Source organism: Clostridium sp. 'White wine YQ' (assembly GCF_028728205.1).
Taxonomy (GTDB): Bacteria; Bacillota; Clostridia; order Clostridiales; family Clostridiaceae; genus Clostridium_T.
The window spans coordinates 795,369-811,144 of sequence record NZ_JAQYUU010000001.1; the positions used below are offsets into that span (position 1 = coordinate 795,369).

Consider the following 15,776-nt stretch of genomic DNA (forward strand, 5'->3'; position numbering starts at 1 on the left):
ACCCTATCTATATGATAATAAATAGCAAAGAAAAAGTCTATAATTTATTTTTTTTCTAACGTATAATTTATCATGTTGCAACAAATAAATTATACGTTAGGAGATAAAATATGAATAAAAAGAAGATTGCAAATATTCCTTTTGGACCATATATTACTGTTCTAGCAGGAGCAGAAGTTGATGGGAAACCTAACTATGCAACTATTGGAGCATATGGAGTTGTTAGCCAAAAACCAGTATTATATATATCCTTAAAGAATTCTCATTACACAACTAAAGGTGTAATAGAAAATGGTTATTTTAGTGTTAATATACCATCAGTAGATTTAATAGAAAAAACAGATTTATGTGGTACGATTACTGGAAATAAGACTGATAAATCTAATATATTTAATTCCTTTTATGATGAAAATGGAAAAGCACCTATGATAGAAGAATGTCCTATAAACTATCTATGTAAGGTAATACAGACAATTCCAATGTTTGATTTTACTATGTTTATTGGGGAAATAGTTTCTGTATTTGCAAAAGAAGAGTGTTTGGATAATGGTAAACCTAATGCATTAAAAGTGGATCCTATTATTATGATGGATTCAGGATACTTTAGTTTAAATGAGAGAATAGGTTCAGTCTTTAAAGCATGTAGTGGAAATAAATAAAGAATATATTTCATAGAAAAGTTTTAGTAAAAGTCACTTATTAATTATTAAGTGACTTTTTAATTTATTAAAAAGTTCAATTTAATTATTAATTGTAAAAAATAAAAATATATTGTAAATATATACATATTGGTATAAAATTGTATAAAATACAATATATTGCACAAGTATTCGAGTTTTTACGCTATATCTGATTATATAAATTTTAAAATTTATTATTTATGCTATAGGGGTGAATTTTATGAGAAGGCTGGAGGCTGTTTATGAAAAATTGCAAGAGCTTTATAGTGGTAAAGGGATAAGTGCTTTTGAAATTGCAGAGGGTTTAAACCTAAGTCGTGCAAATGTCAGCAATGACCTTAATAGGTTATTTGAATTTGGGAGAGTAAGTAAAACAAAAGGAAGACCAGTATTATACAGTCCAATTCAAAAGAAGAATAATAAAAAATACGTTACAGTATTTGATAAATTTGCAAGGAGAAATCCAAGTTTATACCCAGCAGTACAACAAGCTAAAGCAGCCGTTTTATATCCTCCCAATGGAATGCATATGCTTATTTTAGGAGAGACAGGGGTAGGTAAATCAATGTTTGCAGATTTAATCCATGGTTATGCAATTGAAATGGGAAAGATGGACAAGGATTCTGATATTATAACTTTTAATTGTGCTGATTATGCAAACAATCCTCAATTATTAATAAGTCAATTATTTGGTGTTAGCAAGGGATCTTTTACAGGAGCTGATTTAGATAAAGTTGGACTTATTGAAAAAGCAAACGGAGGTATTTTATTTCTTGATGAAGTACATAGACTCCCCCCTGAAGGGCAAGAGATGTTTTTTGCTTTTATGGATAAAGGAGTATTTAGAAGACTTGGAGAAACAGATGATGAGAGAGAAGCAAAGGTAATTATTGTTGCAGCAACAACAGAAGATCCAGATTCAGCTCTTTTGAGAACATTTATAAGAAGATTTCCAATGATACTGACATTGCCAGATCTTGCACATAGAACTTACGAAGAAAAGTTTGGATTAATCAGCAAATTTTTTAGAGAAGAAGCTGTAAAATTTAATAGTGAAATAATAGTATCAATCAATACATTAAGAGCTCTATTAGCATATAGATGTAATCATAATATTGGACAACTAAAAAATGACATTAAATTAATATGTGCAAAAGCATACTTACAGTTTATATCAGAAAGTAGAGAAACAATAAAAATTAACAGTACAGATCTCCATGACAATATTAGAGATGGTTTATACAAGAATATAGAATGCGGAATTATATTGGAAAGCGTACAAATTACTCTTGGGAGATATTGTGTGTTTAATCCTAAAGATGATGATTTTTTACCAAGAAGTTCACTAGAAAAACCTGATTTTAATAAACTAATTGAAGCAAAAATAAATGAGTTAATAAGCAAAGGAAAGGATTTCTATGAGATAAAGTTTTTAGTTGAGTATAATCTGAATAGCTATATAAGAGGCTTTATAGAAAGTATAGAAATGAAATTTAATGAAATAGATATTATGGATATATGTGATACAAGATGTATTGAAGCAGCTTATAAATTTGTGGAACTTTGTGAGAAGAATTTTAATAGGGTTCTAGATGAAGATTTCTATAGAGCGATTGTTATCTATTTTGATAATATAATTAACAAGGATAATATTAAGGATGGTTTCATAAGTGGTTATATAAATGATATAGTTTCAAAAAATGAAGAGCAATTGGAGACGGTAACAGAAATTGTTAAAGTAATTGAAGACATATATGGAGTGTTAATTTCAAAAGAAGATATATCGATTCTTTCAATATTTTTGATCTATGGTTATGATTTAAATTTGCGCATCTAAAATATAAGAAACCTCAAATATTAAACACTATTAAACTAAGTGTTTAATATTTGAGGTTTTTCATTATTAGTAACAAAACACTAGGGTCTAAATTATGAAACACTATTAGATACGCAAAACACTATTTAGCAATAGGTAATTTTTAAACGTTGAGGAAAAAAATACATACGATAAAGATATAGTTTAGTTTTGGCATATTAATTGCTATGTAAAGAAATATCAATTGAAATAATTTTATAGGAGGTGGCTAAGTTCTTAAATTGATTTTATGGACAAGTAAATTAATATTAAAAAGGAGATGGGGAAATGAATAAGAAAATAGCTTCAAGTTTTATAGCAAGCATTTTTACACTTTTACTAGCCTTAGGTGTTAATCCAAATGTAAAAGCTTCAGCTGCTACTAACTATAAAGTCATAGGATATATTTATGGATCTCCAAGTAGCAGCATGGATGTCTCAAAGCTAACGCATATTAATTATGCCTTTGCTTCAATCAACTCAGATCATACGATTAGAGTTGATAATACTAATGATTTAAGAACACTCACTGGACTAAAATCAAAGAATCCAAACTTAAAGGTTATACTATCTATAGGTGGATGGGGAATGGATGGATTTTCCCAAGCAGCATCTACTGCAGCTGGTAGAAGTGCTTTTGCACAAAGTTGTCTTAATTATGTAAATCAGTATGGCTTAGATGGGATAGATATAGATTGGGAATACCCAGTAGACGGTGGTGGAGGAATAATAGCTAGAAGTCCTTCAGATAAACAGAATTTCACACTATTACTTCAAGCAATTAGAAACTCTATTGGTACAGGTAAAATCTTATCTATTGCAGCTGGAGCATCTTATGATTATGTGAATTCATGGATTGAAATAGGAAATGTAACAAATATAGTAGACTATATAAATTTAATGACCTACGATTTTACAAATGGAAACACATTAAATTCAAATACTTATAATTCAAGCTTAGCTACATCAGGATATAGCTGTGAAACTGTTGTAAACAATTATTTAAATGCAGGAGTACCTTCAGCTAAGTTAAATCTTGGCATGCCTTTCTATGGTAGAACAACATCCGGTGGATGGCCAACCTATACAGAGTTAGTAAATAATTATATAAATAAAAACGGATATGTTAGACAATGGGATTCAGCAGCTCAAGCTCCATATTTAACTCAAAACGGAAAGTTTGCAGTAACCTACGAAGATCCGCAATCTATTGCAGTTAAAGATTCTTTTATTAAGAGTAAAGGATTAGGCGGAGCAATGTTTTGGGAATATAGTCAAGATAATGGACAACTCCTAGGACAGATTTGGAATGACTTGGGAAGTTCAAATCCAAATCCAACTCCTTCAAAAATTGTCGCAATAAAAGCAGCAGTAAACAGCAAATATGTATGTGCTGATAACTATGGAAATAATCCATTAATAGCAAATAGAGATAGCTATGATGCCTGGGAAGAATTCGAACAGGTTGATTTAGGAAATGGTACTTTTGCGTTTAAGTCACTTGCAAATAATCAATATGTTTCAGCCCAGAACGGCGGAGGAAGTACACTGATTGCTAATAGAGCAACAGTCGGAGGGGCTTGGGAAGCATTCCAGCTTATAACTCAGCCTGATGGAAAAACAGCGATAAAATCTATGGCAAATAATCAGTATGTTTGTGCAGACAACTATGGAAATGATCCTTTAATAGTAAATAGAACAACTGTAGGCGGCTGGGAAGAATTTGACATAATTACAGTTAAGTAGAATTGAGGAGGGGTATTATGATTAAAAAGAAATTAGTAATAGCTACTGTACTTTCGGCTTTAGTTCTTGGAGCATCAGTAAATACAATTCCAGCAAAAGCTTCTATAACTGACAAGTGGGTTCAGGTATGGGGAGATGATTTTAATGTTCCCGATGGAACCCCTATAGATAGAACTAAATGGGGCTTTGATATTGGTGCAGGAGGCTGGGGAAATAATGAGTTAGAATACTATACTGATAGACCTCAAAATGCATATATTCAAGGTGGTAATTTAGTAATACAAGCTAATAAAGAAAATTATAATGGAGCACAATATACATCAGCAAGAATGTTGACAAAGAACACTTTTAATTTTAAATATGGTAGAGTTGAAATGAGAGCAAAAATTCCATATGGTCAAGGTATTTGGCCTGCATTTTGGATGTTAGGAAGCAATATAGATCAGCCCAATAAAGGATGGCCAAATTGCGGAGAAATTGATATCATGGAGAACATAGGTAAAGAGCCTAATGTAGTACATGGTACAATTCATGGACCTGGATATTCAGCTGATAAGGGAATTGGTGCAGCATATACAAATTCTACAGCATTTAGTAATGACTATCATACTTATGCAGTTGAATTTGAACCAAGTGTAATTAAGTGGTATGTAGATGGCAATCTATATGAAACTAGAACTCCAAAAGATGTTGGGGGCAATGAATGGGTATTCAACCAACCATTCTTCATATTAATGAATTTAGCTGTAGGAGGAGGATGGCCAGGATATCCAGATGCTTCAACAGTATTCCCACAAAAATATTTAATAGACTATGTTCATGTATACCAAAGAGCTAATGGATATAATATAGTTTCGTTAAAAGCCGCTGCAAATGGTCAATATGTAACAGCGGATAATGGAGGAGACAGCGCACTCATCGCCAATAGAACAGCACCAAGTTTATGGGAACAATTTGAACAAATAGACTTAGGTAATGGAAATATAGCATTAAGATCTTTAGCTAATAATAAATATGTATGTGCTGATAATTATGGCAATAACCCGTTAATTGCCAATAAAGATGCAATTGGTACATGGGAAACCTTCCATTTGGAAACTTTACCAGATGGCAAGAAGGCATTAAAAGCAGTAGTTAATAATAAATATGTATGTGCAGATAATTATGGAAATAACCCATTAATTGCAAATAGAGATTCGGCTAGTGGATGGGAAGCATTTGATTTCATATCTCAATAAATTATATAAATAGTGACGTTCTGTTTGCAATTGTTGCAAGCAAAACGTCCTTTTTTATAAAAGCTCATTTATTTTTATATCTGGATGATGGTATCTTCCTCTAGCTTCAGTTACATCTTTATATTGAATGCTTTTCTTTGGACACCATTGCATGCAAGCTAAACATGCTTCACATTTATGCAGCCATTCAGGCTTCCCATCTTTCATTATTATATTGTTAGCAGGACAAACCTTAGAGCATGTACCACAACTAATACAATTATTATCAGCACTGAAATCTTTATCTAGATTATAAACTTTTTGAGGCTTAAAAATAAAATTTGTAATTAATGAAGTAAGAAGTTTCCCACTTTCCTTAATTTTAATAATATCATTATTTTTTATACTAGTTGCTATTTTAAAAATTTTTTCTTCTTGAGCTTTAAATCTTGCATTTTGCTCATTTATTGGTTGAACATCATGTGTTGTTTGATGATTACCAGGCATTAAAACATTATATGAGGCTGAAAGCTTGATTCCTTTTTTATGTAATATCTGATTAAGAATATGCATAGGAGCACCAGGAGAGCCTGCATATGTTGAGATTGCAAAAATGTAAGATGATTTATCAATTTTAAGATTTGTAATAAATTCTTTAACCATTATTGGCAAAGCATGAAAGTAGACTGGAAATACGAATCCTATACGCTCGGACATATCTGTAGGTAGAGACCTTATATTCTCTCTACATATTTTAATTAACTTAGTATCACCGAGCTCATTAGCTAAATCTTTTGCAACCTTTAGGGAATTACCTGTTCCAGTAAAGTAATAAATTGTTGTATTCATAATTAACCTCCTATATGAATCTTTAAATAGTTTCCTGGAAACCATAATAGCAAAGAGTTTTTTAAAAGTCAATATAGTTTCCAAGAAACTTTATTGAGATTTCTTTTTATGATATACTTTTAAATAAGATCTTAATTGATTTAGAAGGAGGAACTGCATTGAAAGAGGAATACAAAAATGATGTTGATAAGATAAAGGAATTTAAAATAGATGAAGTAAAAGACGCCTTTACGGAAGTTCAAAATAGACATGCATCTGAGGACGATGAAGAGAAGAAATGGTTAATTGAAAACTGCAAAAATCCAATTTTACTGGGATATTTTAAAGATTTTACTGTACTTATGATACATGTTTTAGCTGCAATAGGAAGACATGGCTCTATTAATACTATAAATATTTCTAAAAGTATAAATGTTCCCAAAGGAACCGTTTCTAAGATTACAAGAAAGCTTCTGGAGTTTGGTCTTATTGAAAAAGAGTCAATACCTAATAATAAGAAGGAATATATCTTTAATATAACTCCACTGGGAAAAGAACTTTATGATTTACACGAAGAGCTACATAAAAAGATGGAACTAGAAATTAATAAATTTCTTAAAGGATATGAAGTTGAAGAACTTGAATTTTTAATAGGATTTCTAAAAGAATTTGCAAATATGTCTTGGATAGATAATTGATTAGATTAGTAGGGGGGTATACTATGGAGAAAATATATGAAACAGAGAGACTAATTTTAAAAGTCATCAACAAAAATTATGCTGAAGATGTAATAGAGTACTACATAAGAAATAGAGACTTTCTAGAAGAATGGGAGCCAATTAAGAGTGGAGAATTCTATGAAAGAGAATATCAAGAGAAAGCTATAGAAAAGGACTTGGAGGATATTGATAAAGGCAACTCATTTAGGCTATGGATCTTCAAAAAAGAAGAAGAAAATAGAATAATTGGTTCTATAGGATTCAGTAACATTGTTAGAGGTGGTTTCCTTTCTTGTTTTCTAGGATATAAATTAGATAAGGATGAGATAAATAAAGGATACATGACTGAAGCAATTAAAAAGGGAATTGATGTTATGTTTAGTGAGGGGGGACTTCATAGAATTGAAGCTAACATTATGCCTAAAAATGCACGTTCATTAAGAGTAGTTGAAAAGTTAGGCTTCAATAATGAAGGAGTATCTCCAAAGTATTTAAGAATTAACGGGAAGTGGGAAGACCATATCCATATGGTTATTTTGAATGAAAAAATATAAACACGTGGGTTGTATTTTAGTAAATCTATGATATACTATTATTTGTAAATGATGAAAGGAGTGGTTGCCATGTTAAAAATAACAAGTGTATTAGAAATTAAATTATTATTAAAAACTACTCCAAATAGGTTCTATTAATCATACATTCATATAGTAATTAATGAAAAGTAATGGATAGCCTTGGAGTAGTTAAAAAACTATTTCAGGGTATTTTTATTTTGCCCTAAATTAATTATTTGGAGGATATATAAATGAATTATGAATTAAAAGAACTTAATGAGAATACTTTAGATACCGAAAGGTTATATCTATTTCCTTTAGAGGCAAAGTATTTAGAACTTGCAATAAAGGATTATAAAAGAATGCAGCTTAATTTAAGATTAAATGTTGCAAGGCAAGAGTTAATTAAAATACTTAAGTATGCAATGGAGATTAGACTTAAAAGGATATTAGAGGATCCTAATAATTATTTATGGTTAACTTGTTGGGCCATTATTCATAAAGAAGATAATAAGATTATCGGTTTTGTAATAGTTAAAGGAGTGCCTAATGATGCAGGAGAAGTAATTGTAGGTTATGGTATTGATGAAGAAGAATATAGAATGAATAGATATGCTACTGAAGCAGTAAGTGGACTCGTAAATTGGATGTTTAAAGATCCTAAGGTTAATGCAATTATTGCAGATACAGATAAAGGCAATATTGCATCACATAGAGTGTTAAGAAATCTTGGCGCATCTATATATAAAGAAGATGATGAATTAATATGGTGGAGAATTGAAAAACTAAAATAATACGAGACTAATTTTTATTAACGAAGGAAGAAGAGTATGGATAAGCTTTTATTTGGAATATCTGGACTTCCAATTGGCGATGGTAAAAAGAAATTTAATTATTCTTCTGGTATGAAATATATTAAGTCAATTGGACTAGATGCAATGGAACTTCTTTTTGTAAGAAATGTAAATGTCACTGATAAAAATAGAGATGAGATATTAAAAACTAAGTTGGAGGATGATATCTATCTATCTGCCCATGGCTCACATTACATTAATTTAAATGCTGATGAAATTGAAAAGCAAGAACAATCAATTGATAGGGTAATTAAAGCTATGGAAGGCTTATTAAAAGTAAAAGGTAGGAGTTTGATTTTTCACCCAGGATTTTATTTAAAAAGTTCAAGAGAAGAAACATATAAAACTATAAAAGAAAATTTATTAAAGCTCCCTTATAAAGGAGTAGATTATAGATTAGAGACTACGGGAAAGCCAAGTCAGTTTGGCAGTCTTGAGGAATTAGTATCTCTATGCAAAGAGATAGAACACTGTAAGTTATGTATAGACTTTGCTCATATCCATGCACGAGAAAATGGTAGTTTAAAGACATATGAAGATTTTGCGAAAATACTTCAATATATATTAAATCAATTAGGAAGAGATGCAATTGAAGATATGCATATACACATGGGTGGAATTAATTATAATGAAAAAGGAGAGAGAAATCATCTCCCAGTATTAGAGAGCGATTTTAATTACATTGAGTGTTTAAAAGCATTAAAAGATTTTAATGCAAAAGGTTGCGTGATTTTAGAAGGTCCTTTGGTAGAAAAGGATTCATTACTATTAAAAAACACATATTATAAGCTTTAAATTCATAAACACCACAGAGGAATATAATAATTATCTATATGAATATGTAAGATAAAGGAGGTATCAGCCCTCCTTTATTTTATGACATATACTTTAAGGATAAATCATCAAGTTCAGTTCTAATTTTTGAAATACCAAGTTTAGCAGCTAGAGGAGAAAAGATTTCTAAGGTTTCTTTAGCCTTTTCGTTCCATCTTTCGGGTTCCATGTATTTAATTGTACGCATATTATGGAGGCGATCAGCTAGTTTTATTAAAATAACCTCATCTTTATAATTAGAATTTTTAAGAAACTCATCAATATTAAAGTCCATGAACGTAGATACTTCACATATTATATCAGATATTCTTTTCGAAAAACTTTTCTTAATGTCAACTAATGTAATTGAAGAATCTGCTTCAATAATGTCATGTAATAACCCGGCAATTATCGTAGTTTCGTCAGCTCCCATTTCTGAAAGTATAATAGCAACTGATAACGGGTGGACAATATATGGCTCACCGGATTTTCTAAATTGTCCCTCATGGGCCTTAAAGGCAATATCATAGGCTTTATTAAGACTATTCAAATTTTCAAGTAGTTTGTTTTCTAGTATGCTTTTTAATAATCTATCATATAAAACATCAGGTTCTATAAATTCTTCAGTTGATTGCAGAAATATATTAGCTTTCTCCAGTGTAATATTTTTAATCTCATTACTTTTTTCCATAAAATAATTACCTCCCTTATAGGAAAATTCAAGTGATAGATAAATGGCGTGAATTATGGAAGGGGAGAATCCAAACTTTTTCTTAAAGGATTTAGAAAATCCACTATGTGTTTCATAACCATATTCTATTGATACATCAAGAATTCTTCTTCCAGAAAATATATCTTTCGAAGCATTAATGAGACGTCTTTCCTTAACATACTCCATTAGTGAAATTCCCATCTCAGTTTTAAAAATGCGTGAAAAATGATAGGGTGAATACCCCATAGCCCTAGCTATAATATCAACGGTTAAAGTCTCTTTGATATTTCTTTCAATGTATTTAATACTTTTAAAGATTATATCTTTATATTTCATCCCATTCACCTCTTTATTCCACGTGGTAATTATAATATATACTAAATTGACTTAAGAGTCTGTTCCATTTTTGCTTTATTAGTGTGAAAATAAAATAAATTATATTGACATGCAACCAAATGGTGTTATATTATAATTATGCAACCAAATGGTTACATAATTATAATAGGAGGTGCGATTTTGACAGAAAAATCTAGTAAAAAATTACCTGATATAGTTCGTAGTGTAATAATCAAAGCAAATATAAATAAAGTTTGGAATGCTATAGCAACAAAAGAAGGACTTGAAGCATGGCTTATGCCTAATAATTTTAAGCCAATATTAGGATATGAGTTTACATTTAAGTCACAACCCAAGGGAGATTGGGATGGGATATGTCATTGTATAGTTAAGGAACTAAATCCGCCATATAAACTTGGATTTACATGGAGGGGCAATAACTTAGATCAATATGTTTCATTTGAATTAAAAGAAATTGACAATAAAACTGAGTTTACTCTTGTTCACGCTGGTTGGTCAGAAGAGAATATACAGCTTCGTGAAATTATGTACGATGGATGGGGTTATTTATCAGAAGGTTTAAAACAAAAAATGGATGATAATAATGGTAAATACTTATCATAAGCATGATGTATTTCAAGCAATTGCAGATCCAACCAGAAGAGAGTTAATTAGTTTATTAGCTGATAAGGAGTTGCCAGTAACAGCTATAAGTAGCCAATTTACAATAAGTCGTACTGCAGTTTCTAAACATTTGAATATTTTGTCAGAAGCAGGACTTGTATCCACAAAGAAAGTTGGGAGAGAGGTTAGATATACGCTTCAACCTGAACCATTAAAAGAACTTAAATATTGGCTTTCATACTATGAAAGATTTTGGGATAAGAAGCTTAATGCATTAAAGAGTTTTGTTGAAACAGGAAATAAAGAATAAAAATTGATATTAAAAGGGGACGATGATTATGAAAATAACACCACGTATAGTAATGAAGGAAAGTAGTAAAGAAGCAATTGAATTTTATAGTGAAGCTTTTGGAGCAACAACTGATTATTTAATTACATATGGCAGCGTAGGAGCTGGGACTCCTGAGCAAAAGGATTTAATAATGAATGCTCAAATTGATTTAAATGGTACTAAAATTCATATAGCTGACCATAATCCAGCACAAGTTACAATTGGAAATCAAATATCATTCACAGTAGAGTTATCAAATCCTGAAGAAGTTAAGGAAATATTCAACAAAATGAAAGAGGGTTCAAAAATCATAATGGAGCCAGTTGCAACATTCTTCAGTCCATGTCATTGTGGCCTTATTGATAAGTTTGGAGTAATGTGGCAGATTAATTGCCCAAAATAAACTTCATAGAAATTTAATGAGAACTCTGAGCTTTTCAGAGTTTTTTTATAATTTATCACTTATTTAGTAAAGTATTTTAACTATTATCCATAATATGGTATAAGATAAAACATAAGAGTAAGGCAAAAGTTTAAATTATGGAGGTTAAGTTATGGGCATTTATAAACTGCCACTTGGCATAAGAATACCAAGAGACGATGAATATCCAAAAGGATATGTTGTAGAGGAAATAAACAAAAAAAGAAACTCTGCAAATATAGTTCAGGGATATAAGATTGTAGAAGTAGCTGATAAAAAATTTACACATTTCACAGAGATAAATATTGATATTGATAGACTATGGAGTTTATTCATAACCTTGTCTGATAGTATACTAGGAGATAAAGCTTATGGATTAATTGGATTCAAGGGTGAAAAGCCTACTCTAAGTAAAATTTCAGATAAACAAAATATAATTGACTTATTTAGTAAATACGAATTTCAATTATCTAATGATGGCTTTAGTGAATTTGGAATTGCTTATTATGATGACAATACTTTAAATGAAATATTTATAACAACATTTAAATATGTACAAGTCTGGACAACAGATAAAGAATCCTTAGTTAAGGCATTAAGAAAAGAAGGGTTAAAAGAGAAGAAGAGTCTAAATTTTATAGATGAATTTCCTGTGGTTTCTGAAGCAATAAATCCTGATGCTGAAGAAGGAATCCGCGGTTACGAACAGATATTAAGTGAGATAAAAGAAGAATTTGAGAAATTTTAATCAAGAATATTATATTTATTGTAAAAGAACTCTAATAAATTTTAGAGTTCTTTTTAGAAAAAAATTATATATAACTAAGACTTCATTTGCTCAAGTACATTAGTCATTTTATGTACTATTTCAGGAGCATCCATTTGAGGAGCGTATATTTCAATAAAACAAAATCTATCTTTACATTGTAGTTCTGCTTGATTTATTGCATCATCTAACTCTTTATTTGTATAGACCTTAGCAGTATAAGCATCTCCTCCAAAAGCCTCTATAAGTTTTGAATAATCCCATATAGGAATATCATTATAATGAGTCTGCTTTTCATTAATATTTAGGTATTTTTCTATGGTATATTCATTATTGTTTACTAGAAAGACGATTGGTTTGCAGTTATTAGATAAAATTGAACTGAATTCTTGAACTGTCATTTGATTTGAACCGTCACCAACAAATAAAATAACACGTCTATTTCTATCAGCTATACAAGCACCAAAGGCAGCTGGTGTTCCATAACCTATACTTCCCCATCCACCTTGAGTTATATAAGTAGCACCTTTTGGAAGTCTTAATTCTGCTATTCCAAATTGGAAAGTACCTGCGTCTGCAACGATAACATCATTTTCCTTAAACATACTTTGAAATCTCGGATAATGATATTTTGAAGAAATATCTTCACCTAGTGAAGCATAATTTTCTGTATAAGGAAAAGTTACAGCTGGCACTGAAGCGGTTTTAATATCAACCTTTGATAGTAGCTCACCTAACAAATCTTTAATTAGGATATTTTCATATACAGCGGTGCCAACTTTAACGTAATAGGGTTGAATATCAATAATATTTAAAGGATTAAGCATTGCGGTGAAAGCACCTGTATTATAGTCAGACCACTTTGTACCAACTGACAAAATGCAGTCACATGTTTCAACTTTATTTTGAACTTCCTTACTTCCAAGACTTCCTGCATAAAGTCCTATATAATTTTTATTGCTTTCATCAAAAGATCCTTTTCCCATAATCATAGTTGCTACAGGTAAATTCATTTTTTGAACAATTTGTTCTACTTGAGATTGAAGATTATATCTTGATACAAAAGTACCTGAGATAAGTAGAGGATTCTTAGCTCCATTCATCATTTGTTGTATATGATTTATAGCTGATTGCAAATTTTTTTGATTAGTTTGCTTATTTTCTAAATTTATAGGTCTTTTAACCACTTTCTTGCTTACAATATCTGTTGCTAACAATAAATAAACAGGCTTTTTATTTTCTTTTGCTTTTTGAATAGCTATTGGTATCTCTAGAGTAGCATTTTCAGGTGTTATCACAGCATTATATTCAGTTATATTTTCTGATACCTTTCTAAATACATCAAAGTCTCCATTTAGTAATGTATGATGCATCTGCTTATGTTCTTGTTGTACCATGGTTTTTGGAGCACCTACTATGTGAATAACTGGTACACTTTCACAATACGAACCAGCAATAGCGTTGCAAGCACTCAGTTCTCCAACCCCGAAAGTTGTTATTAATGCACCCATTCCTCTAACTCTTGCATATGCATCAGTAGCATAACCTGCGTTTAATTCATTTCGACAGTTTATAAAATTTATATATTGATATTTTTCTAAGATATTTAAAAGTGAAAAGTTGTAATCTCCTGGAACTCCAAAGATTTCTGTAATACCTTCTTTTCTTAAACAATCAAATAAATAGTATCCAACTGTTTGTTTTAAATCTAATGAATTAGTAGTGTTATCACTCATTTTCATTACCTCCGTAAAATTATAGATTATATTTTACTTTCAATAATTTAGTTTTAGTATTTTCTAGATTTTTATTTATTTTTATAGGATTTTATAATTGAAAGATTATGTTTAATAATACGGTTATTACAAAAAAAACGCTTTTCATTACATATTTACAAGTTTAAAAGTTTTCTAATATATAATTAAATAAAAATATATATTTTAAAATTTATATTTATGTTACTTTATGAAGAGGTGATAAAATGTGTATTACTATGATGCCATCATATGAGTTTGATGCTAATGAGTATAAGAAAAGTATAGACACCATGTTAAAAGCTCTAAAAAATGTGGACAGGTCACCAATTAATTCTAAGTTCCTAGTTTCAAAAACAGATGAAATAAATGATGAGATAAAGAAAAATATTCTCTCAGATTCAGCTATGGAAAAAGGGTTATTTGAATCTGCTACCGGAGCAAAAATAGTAATTGGAGATGAAAAATCAAGAACCTCCTATACATATAATTTGGAAATAGAAGAAAATCTAACGGATCCTCAGTTCATAAATAATTTTGTTGTAGTAGAAGATTACTATAGAGATACAATCAAAGCCGCTTATACTGGTTATGAATTAGATGAGAAACTTAACATATTAAAATGCATATCAAGAAATGTATTAGAGAAGCTAATAGATTCATATTCAAATGGTATTGGTAATTTTTTCAATGGAGATTTGGGTTGGGTACATGAAGACCCTTCGTATAAAGCACAGACAAAAGATAATTATGAATTAGATTTTGATATAAAAGAGTTTAAAGACTACATTATTAAAATTATAAATAAGGAAAGAAGAATTTTTCATAATATAAAAAATAATTATAAAGACAATTGGCAAGAGATAATTCATACATATGGGAAGAATATTAATGATTTCACTTATAAGTTGGATGTAATTACTTCTCTGAAGTCTAAGAATTCAAATAAATTAGAAAAAATGACCTATAATGATATTAAAGGAATTGGAAGAATAATTAATAATATTGGAAACGGAATATATACACATTCAGCAAAGGATTTAGGAGCATACCTAGGACAATTTAAATTAAAAGGAGACATAATGTTAACCCATTATGGTCTATCAAGTGAAGTAAAATCTAAGCTAAGTGATGCAATTTTTGAAAATATATCAAATAAAATAATGAATTTTTCTAAAAAGTATGGCTCCCTATTCGATATTCCATCAATACAACTCCAGAAGGAGGTTATGAATTATTATTCATCATTTGCTACATTATCAGGCGTTTCAAGAGAAACTTTTTGCCATAACTACTTAATGGCATTAAATCAACTTAATGATGCATTATTAGCCCAAAGACCTGCAATGGCTGGTTCCGCTGAAAGAAGCAGGTTTGCAGAAGGTGCAATACAGATACACTTAAGCAATTGGGATAAATTCATAGATAAATTAGATGTAGAACCTTCAATTAAGGAAAGTTATAGAATAAGCAGTGCTATTGAGAGAAACATCAATAAGGTCTCCTAATATATTAAGACATTATGTTTAAATTAAAACATAGTGTCTCTTTTTTTGTGCAAGTAAT

At 30.1% G+C, this 15,776-nt stretch carries 16 protein-coding genes; 13 read left to right on the top strand and 3 right to left on the bottom strand.

Going from position 1 to position 15,776, the window contains the following annotated elements:
• The first annotated feature begins 110 nt into the window (after positions 1 to 110).
• The 4 genes from PTZ02_RS03865 (at position 111) to PTZ02_RS03880 (ending at position 5,519) form a co-directional block, all read left to right on the top strand.
• Complete coding sequence (locus PTZ02_RS03865; protein WP_274226497.1) at positions 111 to 659, top strand: flavin reductase family protein; 549 nt, start codon at positions 111 to 113, stop codon at positions 657 to 659.
• 241 nt (positions 660 to 900) lie between these two features.
• The gene (locus PTZ02_RS03870) at positions 901 to 2,517 is read left to right on the top strand and encodes a sigma 54-interacting transcriptional regulator (RefSeq protein WP_274226498.1); all 1,617 of its coding nucleotides are present in this window, start codon (positions 901 to 903) and stop codon (positions 2,515 to 2,517) included.
• A gap of 306 nt (positions 2,518 to 2,823) precedes the next feature.
• Positions 2,824 to 4,281, top strand: coding sequence for a glycosyl hydrolase family 18 protein (locus PTZ02_RS03875; RefSeq protein ID WP_274226499.1), 1,458 nt, complete (start codon positions 2,824 to 2,826; stop codon positions 4,279 to 4,281).
• 17 nt (positions 4,282 to 4,298) lie between these two features.
• On the top strand, positions 4,299 to 5,519 hold the full coding sequence (locus PTZ02_RS03880; RefSeq protein WP_274226500.1) for a family 16 glycosylhydrolase: 1,221 nt from the start codon (positions 4,299 to 4,301) through the stop codon (positions 5,517 to 5,519).
• A 54-nt stretch (positions 5,520 to 5,573) separates the two neighbouring features.
• Here PTZ02_RS03880 and PTZ02_RS03885 read toward each other — a convergent pair whose 3' ends face one another.
• The gene (locus tag PTZ02_RS03885) at positions 5,574 to 6,347 is read right to left on the bottom strand and encodes an EFR1 family ferrodoxin (protein WP_274226501.1); all 774 of its coding nucleotides are present in this window, start codon (positions 6,345 to 6,347) and stop codon (positions 5,574 to 5,576) included.
• A 158-nt stretch (positions 6,348 to 6,505) separates the two neighbouring features.
• Here PTZ02_RS03885 and PTZ02_RS03890 point away from each other — a divergent pair, with 158 nt between their 5' ends.
• From PTZ02_RS03890 to PTZ02_RS03905, 4 genes are all read left to right on the top strand, one after another.
• The gene (locus PTZ02_RS03890; RefSeq protein WP_274226502.1) at positions 6,506 to 7,024 is read left to right on the top strand and encodes a MarR family transcriptional regulator; all 519 of its coding nucleotides are present in this window, start codon (positions 6,506 to 6,508) and stop codon (positions 7,022 to 7,024) included.
• A 23-nt stretch (positions 7,025 to 7,047) separates the two neighbouring features.
• Positions 7,048 to 7,599, top strand: coding sequence for a GNAT family N-acetyltransferase (locus PTZ02_RS03895; protein WP_274226503.1), 552 nt, complete (start codon positions 7,048 to 7,050; stop codon positions 7,597 to 7,599).
• A gap of 251 nt (positions 7,600 to 7,850) precedes the next feature.
• Positions 7,851 to 8,393, top strand: coding sequence for a GNAT family N-acetyltransferase (locus PTZ02_RS03900; RefSeq protein ID WP_274226504.1), 543 nt, complete (start codon positions 7,851 to 7,853; stop codon positions 8,391 to 8,393).
• 36 nt (positions 8,394 to 8,429) lie between these two features.
• A complete protein-coding gene (locus PTZ02_RS03905) occupies positions 8,430 to 9,248 on the top strand; it encodes a TIM barrel protein (RefSeq protein WP_274226505.1) in 819 nt (272 codons plus the stop codon).
• 79 nt (positions 9,249 to 9,327) lie between these two features.
• Here the strand turns inward: PTZ02_RS03905 and PTZ02_RS03910 are convergent, their stop codons facing one another.
• Entirely contained in the window at positions 9,328 to 10,314 is a 987-nt protein-coding gene (locus PTZ02_RS03910) for an HD domain-containing protein (RefSeq protein WP_274226506.1), read from the bottom strand.
• Between the two features lie 180 nt (positions 10,315 to 10,494).
• Here PTZ02_RS03910 and PTZ02_RS03915 point away from each other — a divergent pair, with 180 nt between their 5' ends.
• The 4 genes from PTZ02_RS03915 (at position 10,495) to PTZ02_RS03930 (ending at position 12,438) form a co-directional block, all read left to right on the top strand.
• Positions 10,495 to 10,938, top strand: coding sequence for an SRPBCC family protein (locus PTZ02_RS03915; RefSeq protein WP_274226507.1), 444 nt, complete (start codon positions 10,495 to 10,497; stop codon positions 10,936 to 10,938).
• Positions 10,919 to 11,248 carry an ArsR/SmtB family transcription factor gene (locus tag PTZ02_RS03920; protein ID WP_274226508.1) on the top strand — a complete coding sequence of 110 codons (330 nt, stop codon included), beginning with the start codon at positions 10,919 to 10,921 and terminating at the stop codon, positions 11,246 to 11,248. Before PTZ02_RS03915 ends, PTZ02_RS03920 begins: the two co-directional genes overlap by 20 nt.
• Positions 11,249 to 11,276: 28 nt before the next feature.
• On the top strand, positions 11,277 to 11,672 hold the full coding sequence (locus PTZ02_RS03925; protein ID WP_274226509.1) for a VOC family protein: 396 nt from the start codon (positions 11,277 to 11,279) through the stop codon (positions 11,670 to 11,672).
• Positions 11,673 to 11,823: 151 nt separating this feature from the next.
• Positions 11,824 to 12,438, top strand: a complete 615-nt coding sequence (locus PTZ02_RS03930; RefSeq protein ID WP_274226510.1) for a hypothetical protein — start codon at positions 11,824 to 11,826, stop codon at positions 12,436 to 12,438.
• Between the two features lie 74 nt (positions 12,439 to 12,512).
• Here the strand turns inward: PTZ02_RS03930 and PTZ02_RS03935 are convergent, their stop codons facing one another.
• Complete coding sequence (locus PTZ02_RS03935; RefSeq protein WP_274226511.1) at positions 12,513 to 14,192, bottom strand: alpha-keto acid decarboxylase family protein; 1,680 nt, start codon at positions 14,190 to 14,192, stop codon at positions 12,513 to 12,515.
• A gap of 245 nt (positions 14,193 to 14,437) precedes the next feature.
• Between PTZ02_RS03935 and PTZ02_RS03940 the strand changes: the two genes are divergently transcribed.
• On the top strand, positions 14,438 to 15,718 hold the full coding sequence (locus PTZ02_RS03940) for a hypothetical protein (RefSeq protein ID WP_274226512.1): 1,281 nt from the start codon (positions 14,438 to 14,440) through the stop codon (positions 15,716 to 15,718).
• The last annotated feature ends 58 nt before the right edge of the window (positions 15,719 to 15,776 follow it).